The organism is Bergeriella denitrificans NBRC 102155 (assembly GCF_001592185.1).
GTDB lineage: Bacteria > Pseudomonadota > Gammaproteobacteria > Burkholderiales > Neisseriaceae > Neisseria > Neisseria denitrificans.
Genome location: NZ_BCWL01000020.1, coordinates 1 through 16,277 on the forward strand (window position 1 = coordinate 1; position 16,277 = coordinate 16,277).

General features: G+C 54.6%; 18 protein-coding genes. 2 read left to right on the forward strand and 16 right to left on the reverse strand.

What is annotated here, in order from left to right; genetic code table 11:
- Positions 1–265: 265 nt before the first annotated feature.
- The 12 genes from ftsZ to BDE01S_RS11650 form a co-directional block, all read right to left on the reverse strand.
- Positions 266–1,447, reverse strand: coding sequence for a cell division protein FtsZ (gene ftsZ, locus BDE01S_RS02585; protein ID WP_066076993.1), 1,182 nt, complete (start codon positions 1,445–1,447; stop codon positions 266–268).
- Between the two features lie 166 nt (positions 1,448–1,613).
- Positions 1,614–2,858, reverse strand: coding sequence for a cell division protein FtsA (gene ftsA / locus BDE01S_RS02590; protein ID WP_066076997.1), 1,245 nt, complete (start codon positions 2,856–2,858; stop codon positions 1,614–1,616).
- Between the two features lie 66 nt (positions 2,859–2,924).
- On the reverse strand, positions 2,925–3,641 hold the full coding sequence (locus tag BDE01S_RS02595) for a cell division protein FtsQ/DivIB (protein ID WP_066077000.1): 717 nt from the start codon (positions 3,639–3,641) through the stop codon (positions 2,925–2,927).
- Entirely contained in the window at positions 3,631–4,542 is a 912-nt protein-coding gene (locus tag BDE01S_RS02600) for a D-alanine--D-alanine ligase (RefSeq protein WP_066077003.1), read from the reverse strand. Before BDE01S_RS02600 ends, BDE01S_RS02595 begins: the two co-directional genes overlap by 11 nt.
- A 174-nt stretch (positions 4,543–4,716) precedes the next feature.
- Positions 4,717–6,123, reverse strand: coding sequence for a UDP-N-acetylmuramate--L-alanine ligase (murC, locus tag BDE01S_RS02605; protein ID WP_066077008.1), 1,407 nt, complete (start codon positions 6,121–6,123; stop codon positions 4,717–4,719).
- A 264-nt stretch (positions 6,124–6,387) separates the two neighbouring features.
- Positions 6,388–6,834, reverse strand: a complete 447-nt coding sequence (locus BDE01S_RS02610) for a ClpXP protease specificity-enhancing factor (RefSeq protein ID WP_066077012.1) — start codon at positions 6,832–6,834, stop codon at positions 6,388–6,390.
- A gap of 12 nt (positions 6,835–6,846) precedes the next feature.
- A complete protein-coding gene (locus BDE01S_RS02615; RefSeq protein WP_066077015.1) occupies positions 6,847–7,452 on the reverse strand; it encodes a glutathione S-transferase N-terminal domain-containing protein in 606 nt (201 codons plus the stop codon).
- A 429-nt stretch (positions 7,453–7,881) separates the two neighbouring features.
- Positions 7,882–8,670: a cytochrome c1 gene (locus BDE01S_RS02620; RefSeq protein WP_082790399.1), complete on the reverse strand. Its 789-nt coding sequence runs from the start codon at positions 8,668–8,670 to the stop codon at positions 7,882–7,884.
- Positions 8,671–8,684: 14 nt separating this feature from the next.
- Positions 8,685–10,034: a cytochrome b gene (locus tag BDE01S_RS02625; protein ID WP_066077021.1), complete on the reverse strand. Its 1,350-nt coding sequence runs from the start codon at positions 10,032–10,034 to the stop codon at positions 8,685–8,687.
- A gap of 17 nt (positions 10,035–10,051) precedes the next feature.
- Positions 10,052–10,633 (reverse strand): ubiquinol-cytochrome c reductase iron-sulfur subunit, encoded by a 582-nt coding sequence (gene petA, locus BDE01S_RS02630; RefSeq protein WP_066077024.1) that lies wholly within the window; start codon positions 10,631–10,633, stop codon positions 10,052–10,054.
- Between the two features lie 184 nt (positions 10,634–10,817).
- On the reverse strand, positions 10,818–11,567 hold the full coding sequence (locus tag BDE01S_RS02635) for a Nif3-like dinuclear metal center hexameric protein (RefSeq protein ID WP_066077026.1): 750 nt from the start codon (positions 11,565–11,567) through the stop codon (positions 10,818–10,820).
- A gap of 32 nt (positions 11,568–11,599) precedes the next feature.
- Positions 11,600–11,731, reverse strand: a complete 132-nt coding sequence (locus tag BDE01S_RS11650) for a hypothetical protein (protein ID WP_255265790.1) — start codon at positions 11,729–11,731, stop codon at positions 11,600–11,602.
- Between the two features lie 111 nt (positions 11,732–11,842).
- Between BDE01S_RS11650 and BDE01S_RS02640 the strand changes: the two genes are divergently transcribed.
- Positions 11,843–12,775, forward strand: a complete 933-nt coding sequence (locus BDE01S_RS02640) for a LysR family transcriptional regulator (protein ID WP_066077029.1) — start codon at positions 11,843–11,845, stop codon at positions 12,773–12,775.
- A gap of 385 nt (positions 12,776–13,160) precedes the next feature.
- On the opposite strand, the gene coaD is transcribed toward BDE01S_RS02640, so the two are convergent.
- Positions 13,161–13,664, reverse strand: a complete 504-nt coding sequence (gene coaD / locus BDE01S_RS02645) for a pantetheine-phosphate adenylyltransferase (RefSeq protein WP_066077032.1) — start codon at positions 13,662–13,664, stop codon at positions 13,161–13,163.
- A gap of 112 nt (positions 13,665–13,776) precedes the next feature.
- Positions 13,777–14,463: a Bax inhibitor-1/YccA family protein gene (locus BDE01S_RS02650; protein WP_066077035.1), complete on the reverse strand. Its 687-nt coding sequence runs from the start codon at positions 14,461–14,463 to the stop codon at positions 13,777–13,779.
- 337 nt (positions 14,464–14,800) lie between these two features.
- On the opposite strand from BDE01S_RS02650, the gene BDE01S_RS02655 reads away from it, so the two are divergent.
- Complete coding sequence (locus BDE01S_RS02655) at positions 14,801–15,172, forward strand: lysozyme inhibitor LprI family protein (protein WP_066077038.1); 372 nt, start codon at positions 14,801–14,803, stop codon at positions 15,170–15,172.
- Positions 15,173–15,314: 142 nt separating this feature from the next.
- On the opposite strand, the gene BDE01S_RS02660 is transcribed toward BDE01S_RS02655, so the two are convergent.
- Both BDE01S_RS02660 and BDE01S_RS02665 read right to left on the reverse strand, forming a co-directional pair.
- Entirely contained in the window at positions 15,315–15,584 is a 270-nt protein-coding gene (locus BDE01S_RS02660) for an oxidative damage protection protein (RefSeq protein ID WP_066077043.1), read from the reverse strand.
- Positions 15,585–15,844: 260 nt separating this feature from the next.
- Complete coding sequence (locus BDE01S_RS02665) at positions 15,845–16,105, reverse strand: hypothetical protein (protein ID WP_066077045.1); 261 nt, start codon at positions 16,103–16,105, stop codon at positions 15,845–15,847.
- Positions 16,106–16,277: the final 172 nt, after the last annotated feature.

Consider the following 16,277-nt stretch of genomic DNA (forward strand, 5'->3'; position numbering starts at 1 on the left):
ATTCCCGCCTGCGCGGGAATGACGAAAATCTCGTGATTTTCTGTCTATGAAAATTCATATATTGTTGAAAAAAATAGTTGAATAAAATAAGAATGGGTCAAGGCAGCGAAGCCGCAGACAGTACAGATAGTACGACAAGGCACAGCACCGCCGTAGCAGAAATTAATTTCTTCGACTATATATCTCCCCTGAGATGTTTTGTATCCCAAACTCAAATTACCCGATAAAAAAGCCCGCTTAAAGCGGGCTTTTGCGTATCGCAATCTTATTGCTCGGTTTTTTGCTGGCGGCGCAGGATGGCCGGGATTTCAAAATCATCCAAAACAGACTGATTGCTGAAATCGGCGGCCGTCAGGTTCATACCGCGTGTGCCGCGACCTGAGCGTACCAAGCCGTCCATATTGCCGGATTGGGCGGGCTGGCCGATGTCTTCGCGGGCCGGTTGGGCAGCGCGGGCGGCACCCAATGTGCTGCCGTTTTCTTTCAGGCCGGTGGCGATGATGGTGACGCGGATGGCGTCTTCGCTCATGCTGTCGTCTTCCGCCGTGCCGACTTTGCATTCTGCATCAGGGTGGGCATTGGCATTGACGGCTTTCATGATTTCGCGGTATTCGGACATTTTCAGGCAGCCCGGAGCGGTGGTGATATTCACCAGAATGCCGCGTGCGCCGTCGAGGGTTACGTCGTCCAGGAACGGGCTGGAAATGGCTTGCTCGGTAGCCAGGCGCGCGCGGTCGATGCCTTGTGCGAAGCCTGAGCCCATCATGGCCATGCCTTTGATGCCCATGACGTTTTTCACGTCGGCGAAGTCCAAGTTCATAAAGCCCGGGCGGGTCACGACTTCGGAAATACCGGCTACGGCATCGCGCAATACGGTGTCGGCCATGCGGAATACATCGCGCATATTGGCATCTTCGCCCAATACGTCAAACAGTTTGTCGTTGGGGATGATAATCAGGGAATCGACATTTTCTTTGAGCTGCTCCAAGCCTTCTACGGCCACGCGCAGGCGCTTGCCGCCTTCCAGGCTGAACGGACGGCTGACAACGGCTACGGTCAGGATGCCCATTTCTTTGGCGATTTCGGCCACAACAGGCGCGGAGCCGGTACCTGTACCGCCGCCCATACCGGTGGTGATGAACAGCAGGTTGGCGCCGCGGATGGCGTCTTCAATGACTTCGCGCTCTTCCTGAGCGGCGGCGCGGCCGATTTCGGGGTTAGCACCCGCGCCCAAGCCTTTGGTGAGGTTGGTACCCAGCTGGATGCGCTTGGCCGCTTTGTTTTGACCCAGAGATTGGGCATCGGTATTGGCACTGATCAAATCCACGCCCTGAATGGTGTTTTCCACCATATTGTTGATGGCGTTACAGCCACCGCCGCCCAAACCGATTACTTTAATCACCACCGGGCCGGTCACTGATTCGGCTACATCGTAAACAAAATCCATTCGTATGCTCCTCCGCGCTCTGTTTGAGGACGGTTTAATCATTCAATAATCTTTTGCATTATATAAGAAGTATCTGCGCGCTGGCAAAATACTTCATGGCTATCGGGCCGCGGCCGCTTTTCAGACGGCCTGTTTTGGTAAAAATCAGACAGTTTGCGCCGGGCTGTTAGAAATTGTCGCGCAGCCATTTTTGGAAACGCGCCCACAGGCCGGCTTTTTCGCCTTCGCTGCCGACCATTACCGCGCCGCTGACGGGGCTGCCGTCTTCTTCGCCGCGCGCGGCTTCCAGCAGGCCGATGGCGGTGGCGTAGCGCGGGTTGCGGATGCGCTCGGATACGCCGCCCATTTCCTGCGGCACGCCGATGCGGGCGGGCAGGTTGAACACGTCTTCGGTCAGCTCGACGATGCCGTTGAGCATAGATGCGCCGCCGGTCAGCACCACACCGGAAATCAGCATTTCTTCAGGGTAGCCTGCGCGGCGCAGCTCGTTCAGGGTCAATTCCAAAATTTCTTCTACGCGCGGGCCAATCACGCTGGCGAGCACGCTGCGCGATACTTGGCGCGGGTTACGGTCGCCGACGCTGGGTACTTCGACCATTTCGTCGGCATCGTCCAATGTCGGTACGGCGGCACCGAAGTGGATTTTGATGGATTCGGCCGCGCTTTGCGGGGTACGCAGGGCTTGTGCCAAGTCTTTGGTAATCAAGTCGCCCGCTACGGGAATTACGGCGGTATGGCGGATGGCGCCGTTGGTGTACACGGCGATGTCGGTTGTGCCGCCGCCGATGTCAATCAGGCAGACGCCCAAATCTTTTTCGTCTTCGGTCAGCACCGATTGGCCGCTGGCCAAGGGCTGGAGCATGATTTGGTCCATCTGCAGGCCGCAGCGCTGGATGCATTTTTGAATATTCTGCAGGGCGGTGTTGGCGCCGGTAATGATGTGCACGCGCGTTTCCAGGCGCACACCGCTCATGCCGATGGGTTCTTTCACGCCGGGCTGGTTGTCGATGATGTATTCTTGCACCACGGTATGCAGGATGTTGTGATCCAAAGGAATGTTCACCATTTCTTTGGCGCTTTCGATGGTGCGGTCGATATCGGCTTGGGTGACTTCGCCGTTTTTGATTTTCACCACGCCGTGCGAATTGAAGCTGCGGATGTGGTTGCCCGCGATGCCGGTGGTGACTTGGGTAATTTTGGTATCGGCCATCAATTCGGCTTCGTGCACCGCCTGCTGGATGGCCTGCGCGGTGGCGTCGATATTGGTCACCATGCCGGCTTTCAAACCGCGCGACGGTGCTTGCCCCAGGCCGACGATGTGGATTTCATTGTCTTCCTGTACTTCGCCGATAAGCGCGATTACTTTGGATGTGCCGATGTCTAACGCACTGATGTATTTGCCTTGTTCCATAAATTCCCATTCATTTTGATGATGTTGTCTGTCTGCCTGCCGCCCTGCCGGATGCGGCGGACGGGGCTATTCGTTTCTGCTGCCGGCGGCGTCTTTGTAGCGCACGGAAAATCCGTCTTTATAGCGCATATCGACGTAGGCCAGGCGGCTGCCGTGCTGCGCCAGCAAGCCCGGCCAGGCGCCGGCAAAATGCTGCAGACGCTTGATTTCGTTTTCCCTGCCCAATCGGACGGTGATGCCGTTGTCTAAAATCACCTGCCAGGCGGAGCGCGGGGTGTAGATTAATTTTTCGATTTTCAGGCCGCTCGGCTGCAGGATGTCGATAAAATCGCGGTAATGCTTGGCCATGTCTCTGCCGGTATTCGGCTGCCCTTCAAACAGGGGCAGTTTTTCTTCTATGTCGGCGTCAAACACATTGCCTTTGCTGTCCACCAGCCCGCCTGCCTGCCAGCGCGCCAGCGGCACACGCTCTTCCAGGATGATTTCGACGGTATCGGGCAGGCGGCGGCGCACCAATACCGAATCTATCCACGGCAGCTGCTGAAAGGCTTTGCCCGCGCCGTTGACATCGGCACGGAAAATATTGCCGCGCATATACTGCTTGGCGATTTCCTGCAGCTCTTTGGCATCGGTGTAATGCAGCTTACCCTGTATTTCGACCTGCTTGACGGGGAAGCGGCTGGAATTGTACGCCCACGCCAAGCCCGTGCCGATCAGCATCAACAGCATCAGCACCATCAGCCAGCGGGTCAGCCGACCCATCGCACTCGCATCATCCCACATGAGCAGTTTTCAAAATCTCAATACATAAATCGGCAAAATCCACGCCTTCTTGGGCGGCGGATTTCGGTACCAAACTGTGATCGGTCATACCCGGCAGGGTATTGATTTCCAAAAGATACAGCTTGCCGTCGGTATCTTTCAGAAAGTCCACCCGCAGGCAGCCCTGCGCGCCGACGGCCTGCGCGCCGCGTACGGCCAATGCACGCATCAGCGCTTCGTCTTCGCTGCTCAAATCCGAAGGGCATTGATACACGGTATCGTCGCGCTCGTATTTGGCCGCGTAATCGTAAAACTCGGTGGCCGGAATAATGCGGATGCTCGGCAGGCCGCGGCCGCCCAATACGGGGCAGGAGTATTCGCCGCCGCCGATAAAGCGCTCAGCGATGATTTCGCCCTGCAGGTGTTTCAGCTCTTCATACACGCTTTTCAGACGGCCTGCTTCTTTGACTTTAACCACGCCGACGCTGCTGCCTTCGGCTGCGGGTTTCACAAACATCGGCAGGCCGAGTTTTTTCTCGACCGCGTCGAAATCGCTGTCGTCATGCAATACGGCAAACTCGGGCACGGGCAGACCCAGCGCCTGCCAAATCAGCTTGCAGCGGTATTTGTCCATGCCGATGGCGGATGCGGCCACGCCGCTACCGGTATAAGGTATGCCCAAAAGTTCCAAAGCGCCCTGCACTGCGCCGTCTTCGCCGTAAGTGCCGTGCAGGATATTGAATGCCGTCTGAAAACCTTGTGTTTTCAATTCGGCCAACGGGGTTTCTTTGGGGTCGAACGGATGCGCGTCAATGCCTTTGCTGCGTAATGCGGCCACAATCGCTGTGCCGCTGACGAGCGACACTTCGCGCTCGCTGGAAAATCCGCCCGCCAAAACGGCAACCTTGCCAAAATCTTGCATACAATCTTTCTGTTTTAGTCTTTTGATACAGAATGATACGGCCTTACTGCGCCCAGCTTCATTCTGCATTCATCCGACCATACTGCTGTTGTTATCGTTATGTTTGCCCGCTTGGTTTGTTATTCAGTATATTTTCAGACGGCATTGCGGGCGCAGGCCGTCTGAAAACCGGCATTATCCGCGTGCCAAGTCTACCAAAGCCTGCGGCACGCGGTTGATGCTGCCTGCACCCATATTCAGCAGCACATCGCCGTCGCGCAGGATATCCAGCAGCATTTGCGGCAATTCGTTGACATCGGCGCAATACAGCGGCTCGACTTTGCCGTAGGCGCGGATGCTGCGTGCCAAAGCGCGGCTGTCGGCTTCGGCAATCGGCGTTTCGCCGGCGGCATACACTTCGGTCAGCACCAACGCATCCACAGTATTAAGCACTTTGGTAAAGTCTTCAAACAAATCGCGGGTGCGGGTATAGCGGTGCGGCTGGAAAGCCAACACCAGGCGTTTTTCAGGGTACGCACCGCGTGCGGCCGACAAGGTAGCAGCCATTTCCACGGGGTGATGGCCGTAATCGTCCACCACCAGCGCCGTGCCGCCGTTGGGCAGCGCGATGTCGCCGTATTTCTGGAAGCGGCGGCCGACGCCCTCGAAGCCCAGCAAGCCTTGCTGGATGGCTTCAACCGATGCACCGACTTCCAAGGCCACGCTGATGGCAGCCAGTGCGTTAAGCACATTATGACGGCCGGGCATATTCAGCACCACGTCAAACGGCTCTTGCGCCGAGCCTTTCATGTTGACGTGTACGGTAAATTTCATTTGCGCGCCGATGTTTTCAATATCGGTTGCATACACATCGGCGCTGTCGTCCAGGCCGTAAGTGGCGTAAGGTTTGCTCACTTTGGGCAGAATGGCGCGCACGTGTTCGCTGTCGATGCACAAAAACGCTTTGCCGTAAAACGGCATACGGTGGATAAAATCGATAAAGGCCTGATGCAGCTTATCAACGCTGTGGCCGTAGGTATCCATGTGGTCTTCGTCGATATTGGTCACGACCGACATAATCGGGGTCAGATGCAGGAAAGAAGCATCGGATTCGTCGGCCTCGGCCACGATGTATTCGCCCTTGCCCAAACGCGCATTGGTGCCGGCCGCATTCAGCTTGCCGCCAATCACAAACGTCGGATCCAAGCCCGCCGCGCCCAAGATGGAAGCGGTCAGGCTGGTGGTGGTGGTTTTGCCGTGCGTACCGGCAATGGCGATACCGTCGCGGAAGCGCATCAGTTCGGCCAGCATCAGCGCGCGCGGAATCACCGGAATCTGCTGCTCCAGCGCTGCCACCACTTCAGGGTTGTCTTTTTGCACGGCGGTGGAAGTCACCACCACATCCGCGCCGTTGACATGCTCGGCGGTATGGCCGGGGTAAACTTGAATACCCAAGCTGCTCAGATGCTCAGTCACCGCGCTTTTAGCCTGGTCGGAGCCGGAAACCTTGAAGCCCAAATTGTGCAACACTTCGGCAATACCGCTCATACCCGAGCCGCCGATGCCGACAAAGTGAATATTGGTTACCCGATTTTTCATCATAGCTTCCGCCCCAAAAATTCTGCGTAAAGTCGCTATTTTAAAGGGCTGCGGCAATCTGCGCCATTGTTTTATTGTAAAGGATTTTTAACAAATAAATCCATGCCGTTCACCGCCTGCCTGCCGGCATGGAAAAGCCGTCTGAAAATACCGATTTTCAGACGGCTTTGATGTGCAAATCAGCACGTGAAACAATGAAATACCCGTTTCAGATAATGAAACTGACAAACAGATATTGAAACAGAGCTTCATTGCGCCAACCATGATTTATTTCACCAATTTCAAACCTTTTTTCGGTTTGGGCTTGTCAGACGATTTACTCTCATCTGCTTTCGCAACTTCTGCTTCGGCTTCAGGCTCGATGGTTTTCTCAGACGCTTCCGCTTTCTCCGCCGTCTCAGGCGCGTAAGGCTCGACCTCGAAACCCATGCCCTGGCTGCTTTCGCGTCCGAAAATGCTGGCAACATGTCCGACCGGAATCCAAATATCGTGCGACACACCGCTAAAACGCGCTGAAAAGCTCACCCAATCGTTGTCTATGGTCAGGTTGTGGCTGGCTACGGGGCCGATATTCAATACGATTTCGTTGTCGCGCACATATTGCGCGGGCACGCGCGTATGCTCGTTGACCCATACAGCGATATACGGCGTTTGGTTATTATCCAGACACCATTCGTATAAGGCGCGCAGCAGGTAGGGCTTGGTAGAAGTCATCTTATCTCCCGCTTAACGGCGCATGGCTTTTTCGGCAGGCGTGAGCGCTTCGATAAAGGCTTCGCGCTGGAAGATGCGTTCGGCGTATTTCAACAGGGGCGCGGCGCTTTTGCCGAGCTTGATGTCGTAATAGTCCAAACGCCACAGCAGCGGCGCCAGCGCCACATCAATCATGGAGAAATCGTCGCCCAAGATGTATTTGTTTTTTGCAAACGCAGGCGCAAGCAGGGTCAGGCCGTTGCCGATGGCTTCGCGCGCTTTGGCTTGTTCTTTATTGGTGGATTCGGGATTTTCCAGCACCTGCACCAGGCTGAACAGCTCTTTTTCCATGCGGTGCAGCACCAGGCGGCCGCGACCACGCATCACGGGATCGCCCGGCATCAGCTGCGGATGCGGGAAACGCTCGTCGATGTATTCGTTGATGATATTGGATTCGTGCAGCACCAAATCGCGCTCCACCAGCACCGGCACTTGGTTATACGGGTTCATCACCGCCAAATCTTCGGGCTTGTTGAAAATATCGACGTCTTTGATTTCAAAGTCCATGCCTTTTTCGTACAGCACGAAACGGCAGCGCTGGCTGAAGGGGCAGGTAATGCCCGAATACAAGGTCATCATAATGCTTTACTCCTGCAGGCCGTTTTTCAGACGGCCTTATCATATAGAAATTTAATGGCAGAATTATAGCCGATTGCGGGTTTAAAATCCAGAAATTCGATGTAAGGTATTATTTATTAAGGGAATATAGAAGGATGAGAAACATCTGTTTATCGTTTGCTTGATGGATTGATGCAGATGACCGGAGCATGAATTGCTTCGATAAGGCCGTCTGAAATCCGGTCTAGCCCGACCAAATTCATACCTCCCCTTATCATTCACAAATGAGTAATGCGTAGGCTGGACTTCAGCCCAGCCTACTCGTTACTACGCATTACGGCCTCTTGGAAATTTGGCTATATTCAGCGATCAAACCCGCAAACGAAACCCATACAAAAAAAAGGGCAAACCCATACAGGTTTGCCCTTTTGCATGAATATCGGAAACGACTTAGTGTACGTCTTTCCAGAATTCTTTTTTCAGGAAGTATGCCAAAGGCAACATCACAGCCAGCAGGAAAATCATCACGACATAACCTACGCGGTGGCGTTGCAGCTGGGCCGGTTCGCCCATGTACACCAGGAAGTTCACCAAGTCGCGTGCGTAAGCATCGTATTCTTTATCGATGACTTTACCGTTCGGCAGGCGGCGGCTGTGCAGGCCGGTGGACTCCCAGTAGAGCTTAGGCTCTTTCACGCCGTGCTCGTTTTCCACCCATACCGGCTGGCCTTTGCTGTCGAGCTCAACGGCTTTCACGCCTTGTTGCTCCCACAGCGGGTGCGGCATACCGACTTTATCGAATACCACGTTGTTCCAGCCGTTCGGACGGGTCGGATCTTTATAGAAGCCGCGCATATAGGCGTACAGGTAATCCGCACCGCGAGAACGGGCAATCAGGGTCAGATCCGGAGGCGCTGCGCCAAACCATTTTTCGCCGTCTTTCGGATTCATCGCCGCCAGCATGACGTCGCCCACATTGTCGGTAGTAAACATCATGTTCGCTTTGATTTCGTCATCGGTCAGGCCGATGTCTTTCAAGCGGTTGAAGCGCATGCCGGTAGCGGAGTGGCAAGACAGGCAGTAGTTTGTGAAAATCTGCGCGCCGCGCTGCAGGCTCACTTGATCGCGCAAATCGATATCGACTTTCTCGTAATTTGCGTGACCGCCTGCGGCAACAGCCGCTCCCATCGGTACTGCCAGCAATAAGGCAGCAAACCAGTTTTTCAAAGTTTGTTTCATTTTCGCCGCCCTCATCAGATATTGGTTGCAAACAGGTAAGAGCCGACCACGGTAATGGCAACGTAAACAAAGAACATGATTTTTTGTTTCGCGGTGCTCATGGTTACGCGCTCAGGAACAGGTTTGTTGCTGTCCAGCTTGGTATAGAACGGCATACCGAGGAAGAAGGCGAAGTAAATGACGGTCAGGATGCGCGCCACCAAGGTGCGGGTGTCGGTCGCAACCAGTGCGCCCAAGATACCCAAGCCGATGAAGGAGATGACGAACAATACGATGGCGGTTTTGAAAATCGGGCCGCGATAACGGATGGATTTCACTTCGCCGCGATCCAGCCAAGGCAGCAGGGCAATCAATACGACCGCCGCACCCATGGCGATTACACCCCAAACCTGCGTACCCAGGAATGAAGGTACGGCGCGCAAGATGGCGTAGAACGGTGTGAAGTACCATACCGGAGCGATGTGCGCGGGTGTTTTCAGCGGGTTGGCCGCGTCGAAGTTAGGCGCTTCGAGGAAGTAGCCGCCGCCTTCGGGCGCGAAGAACATCACGGCGCAGAAGACAATCAGGAATACGACAACGCCCAAGATGTCTTTTACGGTGTAGTACGGGTGGAACGGGATGCCGTCCAGCGGTACGCCGTTTTCGTCTTTCAGTTTTTTGATTTCCACGCCGTCGGGGTTGTTGGAACCGACTTCGTGCAGGGCGATGATGTGCGCCACAATCAGGCCGATCAATACCAGCGGCACGGCAATGACGTGCAGGGCGAAGAAGCGGTTGAGAGTGGCGTCGGATACGTTGAAGTCACCGCGAATCCAAGTGGACAAATCCGGGCCGATAACCGGAATGGCGGCAAATAGGTTGATAATCACCTGCGCGCCCCAGAACGACATCTGACCCCACGGCAGCAGGTAGCCCATAAAGGCTTCGGCCATCAATGCCAGGAAAATCAGCGAGCCGAACACCCACACCAACTCGCGCGGTTTTTTGTACGAACCGTACACCAAGCCGCGGAACATATGCAGGTAAACGACGATAAAGAAGAAGGATGCGCCGGTAGAGTGCATGTAGCGGATAATCCAGCCGCCGGACACGTCGCGCATGATGTATTCTACCGCGGTAAATGCGGCAGGCAGGTGGTAGGCGTTCAGATTGCCGTCCGGCTTGTAGTTCATGGTCAGGAAAATGCCGCTGACAATTTGAATCACCAGCACCAGCAAGGCCAGTGAGCCGAAGAAATACCAGAAGTTGAAGTTTTTCGGCGCGTAGTACTCGCTCAGGTGTTCTTTCCACATTTTAGACAGGGGGAAACGGTCGTCCACCCAGCCTAACAATGCTTTTGCTTTGTTATTGGTTTGGTTTGCCATAGTTCATTTCCTTATTATTAGTCTTCGCCTACCAGTACAACGGTATCGCTCAGATATTTATAAGGCGGTACGACCAGGTTGGTCGGTGCGGGAACACCTTTGTACACGCGGCCGGCGATGTCGAATTTCGAACCGTGGCATGGGCAGAAGAAGCCGCCTTTCCAGTCCGCGCCCAAATCTGCCGCAGCAACGTCGGGACGGTAGGTCGGCGAGCAGCCCAAGTGGGTACAGATACCGATTGCCACGAAAATATTCGGCTTAATCGAACGGTTTTCGTTTTGCGCGTAGGCAGGCTGCTGGTCGGCTTGGGAAGTCGGATCGGCTACTGCGTCATCCAGCGTTTTCAAGTCTTTCAGCTGTTGTTCGGTACGGTTGAGTACGAAAATGGGTTTACCCTGCCACTCTGCGGTCAGCAGCTGGCCTGCCTCGATTTTGCTGACGTCGACTTCGACGGCAGCACCGGCGGCTTTGGCTTTTTCCGACGGGAAAAAGCTGGCCACGAAAGGCGTTGCTACGCCCAAGGCCGCCACGCCGCCCGCGCCGCAGGTAGCCAGCGTCAGAAAACGGCGGCGGCCGTTGTTGATTTCTTGATTATCCATATATTCAGTCGTCCTAATGTTGGGAATACCGAGCCATTAAACAGTGTAATTCTACCTAGTTTGCGCTGATACTCAAAGCATTATTTAAAATAAGGTAAAGTTTTTGTGATATTTCTCAATATTCTTTGCACCGCTGCCGTCTGAAAAAAGCACATGATGCTGTTTTCAGACGGCCTTGCCGCGCTCAGGCCGGATTGTTTTCATCAAAATGACACACTGCCACGCCGAAATGCTGCGCCAGCGCGTCGCCGAGGGCGCGTACGCCGTAACGCTCGGTGGCGTGATGCCCGGCGCTGACAAAGGCCACGCCGGTTTCATTGGCCAGATGGTATTGCGCCTCGGAGATTTCGCCCGTGACATACACATCGGCACCGGCATCAATGGCCTCTTGGAAAAAGCCTTGCGCACCGCCGGTACACCAGGCCACTTTTTTAATTTCTTTCGATAAATCGCCCACCACCACAGGCTTGCGTGCCAAAGCGGCTTCGATGCCGTCTGCAAACTGCGCCAGCGTCTGCACTTTTTCGGGGCGGCCGATATTGAGCAGGTTTTGCTCGCCGAAACGCGCTTCGGTTATCCAGCCCAACCGCATGGCCAGCTGCGCGTTGTTGCCCAGCTCGGCATGACCGTCGAGCGGCAGGTGGTAGCCGGCCATATTGATTTGATGGCGCAACAGAGCTTCGATTCTGGCTTTTTTCCAACCGGTAATGGTCAGCGGCTCGCTTTTCCAAAACATACCGTGGTGCACCAGCAGCAAATCGGCCTGCTCGGCGGCGGCAAAATCAACAGCCGCCTTGCTGGCGGTTACCGAAGTCGCGATTTTCGCCACGTTTTCCTTACCCTCAACCTGCAGGCCGTTGGGCGCGTAATCTTTATAGGCGGCGGTTTGCAGCGTGGCATCGCACCAGGCTAAAATTTCCTGACGGGTTGTCATGGTGTGTTCCTCCAAATGATTATGCTTGAAATTCAGGCGCGTATTTTATGCCGAAATGCGGCGGCGGGGTAAGTTTTCGGCAGCATACCCGCCGCCCTGCCCCGCTGCCTGCGGATTTCAGACGGCTTTTTCAGACGGCCGAACGCATACAACATAAAATTCATGAACCATCTGCCGCTTTTGCCCCGCGCCGTATTAAACATTTGCATAGCAACATGAATTATTTTAATATCCGCACATTCCGGCCTCTTCAGGCCGTCTGAAAGACTGCATTCATGGATTCTATTATCGAATTACGACACCTCAAAACCCTGCTGGCTTTGGAAGAAACCGGCAGCGTGTCGCTGGCCGCCAAGCGCGTGTTTCTCACGCAATCGGCGCTGTCGCACCAAATCCGCGCGCTGGAAACGTATTACGATGCGCCGCTTTTCGAGCGCAAATCCTCGCCCCTGCGCTTCACGCCCGCCGGCACGCGACTCTTGCAGCTGGCGCACGATTTGCTGCCGCAGGTGGCAACGGCGGAACGCGATTTGGCGCAGATTCTCGAGGGCGAAGCGGGCGAATTGCGGCTGGCGGTGGAATGCCATACCTGCTTCGACTGGCTGATGCCCGCCATGGGCGAATTCCGCCCGCTGTGGCCGCAGGTGGAGCTGGACATCGTATCGGGCTTCCACGTCGATCCGGTCGGCCTGCTGCTGCAACACCGCGCCGACGTTGCCATCGTTTCCGAAGCCGAGCCGCAGCCGGGCATTACCTACTTCCCCCTGTTTTCCTACGAAATGGTCGGCATCTGCGCCCAAGACCACCCGCTGGCGGCCAAATCGGTATGGGCGGCGGAAGATTTTACCGATGAAACGCTGATTACCTATCCCGTGCCCGACGATATGCTCGACTTGCTGAAAAAAGTGCTGCTGCCGCGCGGCATCAACCCGCCGCGCCGCCACAGCGAGCTGACCATCGCCATCATCCAGCTGGTGGCCAGCCGCCGCGGTATTGCCGCCCTGCCTTATTGGACGGTGATGCCGTATTTGGAAAAAGGCTATGTGATTTCCCGTCCGATTACTTCGGAAGGTCTGAGAAGCAAGCTGTATGCCGCCGTTCGCAGCGAAGATGCGGGCAAAACCTATATCGACAATTTCTGCCAAATCGTGCGCGACCGCAGCTTTGCGGATCTGCAGGGCTTGAGTGTATTGGAAATGAAATCCTGAGCCGCCTGCGTCAATCAAAAAGCCGTCTGAAAAATGGATTTTTCAGACGGCTTTTTGATTGTGAAATGAAATATTTAAAACCAAAATATCGATATAGTCGGAGAAATGAAATTCTGCTACGGCGTTGGCTCGCCTTGTATCAGAATTTCATTTCTCCGACTATATATCGTCAACATTCCAAAAACAGAAATCTTTATTGCCGTCATTAGCTTCGCAAGTCCGCTGCGCGGGGGTAGCGCAGCGGACTTGCGAAGCTAATGACGGCATTTGAAGATACTACTTTTCTACAAAAATACCGGCATTCGTTCCAAACTTGAGATGTATTTTTTAGGCATTTAACTATCGTGCCGAGTGGCTGTCCTACCCTACAAATAACTTTCCACCCTCAAGTTTCATGGTCCTGCACGATTTTGCGGTACACCGCTTCGGGCAGGTAGCGGCCTATGGTGTCGCGCCAGCCCTCCGGCCCGACTAACCCTTTCACCATGGTGGACGACACTTCGGCGATTTCGCGCGGCGGCATCAGCAAGACGGTGGTGATTTCGGGCGCAAGGTCGCTGTTGATGTAGCGCATCGAGCGTTCATACTCGTAATCGCTGCCGCTGCGTATGCCCCGCACCACAAAACGCGCGCCGACTTCGCGTGCATAGTGCACCAGAAAGCGGTTTTCAAACACGCTGATTTTCACATTGGGCAAATCGGCGGTGACCGCTTCCAGCATGGCCTGCCGCTCGGCGATGCTGTATGTGCTGCGTTTTTCGGGATTGACCCCGAGCGCGACGACCAGCTCGTCAAACAGAGCGGCCGCTTCGCGTATCATCCACAGATGGCCGTTGGTCGGCGGATCGAAACTGCCGGCATATACGGCGCGGCGCGGATTGGTGTTCATGGTTTATCGCTTATCCGATGCGGCGGGGCAAAGTGCAAAAGCCGTCTGAAAACCCGACCCGTCCCTTACGGACAGCCGGAGCTTGCCAGACGGCTTTGCGGCTTGCCGACGCTTATTCGTCGTTATTGAAAGCCAGCAGAATACGCAGCAGGCTGCTGAAAATATTGTAAATCGAGATGAAAATGGTCAACGCAGCGCTGATGTGGCTGTCTTCGCCGCCGTCAATCACCTGGCGCACTTGGAACATAATCATCAGCGAGCTGAACAATACGAAACCTGCGGAAATCGTCAGGCTCAAGGCCGGGATGTTCAAAAACAGGTTGGCCACCACCGCCACCATCAAAATCACTGCGCCCACGGTCAGGAAACGGCCCAAAGAGCTCATATTGACATTGGTGCGGCGCGCCATCGCGGCCATGGTGAAAAACACGGCGGCGGTCATGGCGGCGGCGATGCCGACGATTTGCGCACCGTTGTTGAAATTCAGCGCATATTGCAGCAGCGGGCTGATCATCACGCCCATGCCGAAAGTAAACACCATCAGCAGCGCCACGCCGGTATTGCTGTAGCGGTTGCGCTCAATCAGAAAGCACATACCGTAGAAAAACGCGAATACGGCGATGATGCCCATCCAGCCGCCGCCCAGCGCGGCCATGATATTGAAACCGCTTTGTCCGCTGATAAACGCGCCGGCCGCAGCAGGCAGGAAAGACAAAGCAAGCAGGTTGTAGGTTTTACGCAATACCTCATTCTGCTGCACCGCACCGGTTTGTGTGTAGTCGTAAACGTCGTTTTGCATGGCGTTTGCTCCAATATAGTGTGTGTGTGTAAAAGTGGAATGAATGGGGATTTTAACAGCAAATCCGAAATTTTGGCGAAACTTTGGCGGAAAATTCCCGAATATTCACTTATTGCCGCGCATCGCCCCGAAAGGCGGCCTTTTTCAGACGGCTTTTCAAAGTTGTTTAACGGGTTAGCCGTCTGAAATATGGCGGCATCAGGCAACCATTTCAAGTCCTGCCCGTACCGTTTCCCTATATCAAACACAGCAGCAGACTATTGATTTTTCAAATTTAAAATGATAATTTTCAAACATTGCGGCGCGATATTGCCGGATAACGGGGAGAAACACCATCATGAAAAAACTGGCCATCCTGCTGGCAGCCGCAGCGGCTTTGCCCGCCCATGCCGAAGATATATACGAACGCTGCACCGCGCAATATCCCGCGATGAACAACAGCGTGGTTTACCAATGCGCGTCCGAATCGTCGGAAGCCTACAAGCGTAAAATCAACCGCACCTATCAAAAAATCTACGCCGCCTTGCAGCAGCAAGACCGCCAAGCCGCCGAGCATTTCGAGGCCGCGCAAAAATCCTGGCTGGCCTACCGCAACCGCCACTGCCAAATGATGGGCCAGTATGTCGGCTCGCCCATGTACGAATACTGCCCGATGCTGCTGAACAAGGCCCGCAGCGAAGAGCTGGAAGAATTGTCTTCGTCTTTTTAAAGCTATGGCGGCCGCATCACAGCAAACGCGACAAGCCACGCATTAAAAAGGCCGTCTGAAAATCGGATTTTCAGACGGCCTTTTTAGGCATATATAGTCGGAAAAATTGAGTTCTCCGGCTATAGCACACGCTTGCGGCGGATTATTCCTGCGGCACATAACCCTGCACGGCATCAGCGCCGTCGCCGAAGAAATAATTTTCCATCTGCTGCGCCAGATATTCGCGCGCACGCGGATCGGCGAGGCTGAGACGGTTTTCGTTAATCAGCATGGTTTGGTGGCGCGTCCACGCATTCCACGCTTCCTGCGATACGTTTTCAAAAATGCGCTTGCCCAGCTCGTTCGGCAGCGGCGCGAATTTCATGCCCTCGGCTTCTTTGCCGAGCTTCACACATTGGACCATACGGGTCATAGCGGTTCCTTTTCGACTTAGGCGGCGGGTCGGCGCGGCGGCCGGCTTCCGCTCTGGTTTCAGACGGCCTTTATTTTAGCCGATTGCCCCGACGCGGGAAAGTCCGAGCGGAAAACTCGGTTATTCCGGCAGGCAAAAGCCGTCTGAAACAGACGGCTTGTTTGGGCGGAATTAAATATCTATCGCAAGACGGCGTTTACGCCCCGCCCCGTATCTTGCGTTTTCCCTATATTGTGTTTTAGGCCGTGGGCGCTATACGCTTAGCGCACGCCTTCCGGGTTCATGCGGGCGTGGGTGTCGTTGTAGCCGATGCCGTTCGGGGTACGCACACCGGTCGGAGCCACGGTGAATTTCACGCGGTCGTCGTCTTTAGACGAGTGGATAACGGTATCGTATTTTACTTCGGTCAAACCGGCAATCGGGCCGTGGTCGTTGGCGTGGTTCCATTCCGGCATGGGTGAGTCGGCAGCGGCCAGAGAAGCGGCGGTGGCGATAATGGCGGCGAATGCAAATTTTTTCATGATACTTTCCTTTCAAATCAAAATCTTGTTGGCGGCAACCTTGTGTTGCCTGAATCGATGGGTGCATTCTAGGCCGATACTACCGAGAGATAAACAGCGGTTTGGTTAAAGGATTATCAACATATAAGAAACAATTCAAATAAAATATGCTTTATTATCTGTTTTCAATGAG

Coding starts and splice junctions, on each gene's coding strand:
- ftsZ (WP_066076993.1), bottom strand. CDS start 1,447: ATGGATTTTGTTTACGATGTAGCCGAATCAGTGACCGGCCCGGTGGTG.
- ftsA (WP_066076997.1), bottom strand. CDS start 2,858: ATGGAACAAGGCAAATACATCAGTGCGTTAGACATCGGCACATCCAAA.
- BDE01S_RS02595 (WP_066077000.1), bottom strand. CDS start 3,641: ATGTGGGATGATGCGAGTGCGATGGGTCGGCTGACCCGCTGGCTGATG.
- BDE01S_RS02600 (WP_066077003.1), bottom strand. CDS start 4,542: ATGCAAGATTTTGGCAAGGTTGCCGTTTTGGCGGGCGGATTTTCCAGC.
- murC (WP_066077008.1), bottom strand. CDS start 6,123: ATGATGAAAAATCGGGTAACCAATATTCACTTTGTCGGCATCGGCGGC.
- BDE01S_RS02610 (WP_066077012.1), bottom strand. CDS start 6,834: ATGACTTCTACCAAGCCCTACCTGCTGCGCGCCTTATACGAATGGTGT.
- BDE01S_RS02615 (WP_066077015.1), bottom strand. CDS start 7,452: ATGATGACCTTGTATTCGGGCATTACCTGCCCCTTCAGCCAGCGCTGC.
- BDE01S_RS02620 (WP_082790399.1), bottom strand. CDS start 8,670: ATGAAACAAACTTTGAAAAACTGGTTTGCTGCCTTATTGCTGGCAGTA.
- BDE01S_RS02625 (WP_066077021.1), bottom strand. CDS start 10,034: ATGGCAAACCAAACCAATAACAAAGCAAAAGCATTGTTAGGCTGGGTG.
- petA (WP_066077024.1), bottom strand. CDS start 10,633: ATGGATAATCAAGAAATCAACAACGGCCGCCGCCGTTTTCTGACGCTG.
- BDE01S_RS02635 (WP_066077026.1), bottom strand. CDS start 11,567: ATGACAACCCGTCAGGAAATTTTAGCCTGGTGCGATGCCACGCTGCAA.
- BDE01S_RS11650 (WP_255265790.1), bottom strand. CDS start 11,731: ATGAATTTTATGTTGTATGCGTTCGGCCGTCTGAAAAAGCCGTCTGAA.
- BDE01S_RS02640 (WP_066077029.1), top strand. CDS start 11,843: ATGGATTCTATTATCGAATTACGACACCTCAAAACCCTGCTGGCTTTG.
- coaD (WP_066077032.1), bottom strand. CDS start 13,664: ATGAACACCAATCCGCGCCGCGCCGTATATGCCGGCAGTTTCGATCCG.
- BDE01S_RS02650 (WP_066077035.1), bottom strand. CDS start 14,463: ATGCAAAACGACGTTTACGACTACACACAAACCGGTGCGGTGCAGCAG.
- BDE01S_RS02655 (WP_066077038.1), top strand. CDS start 14,801: ATGAAAAAACTGGCCATCCTGCTGGCAGCCGCAGCGGCTTTGCCCGCC.
- BDE01S_RS02660 (WP_066077043.1), bottom strand. CDS start 15,584: ATGACCCGTATGGTCCAATGTGTGAAGCTCGGCAAAGAAGCCGAGGGC.
- BDE01S_RS02665 (WP_066077045.1), bottom strand. CDS start 16,105: ATGAAAAAATTTGCATTCGCCGCCATTATCGCCACCGCCGCTTCTCTG.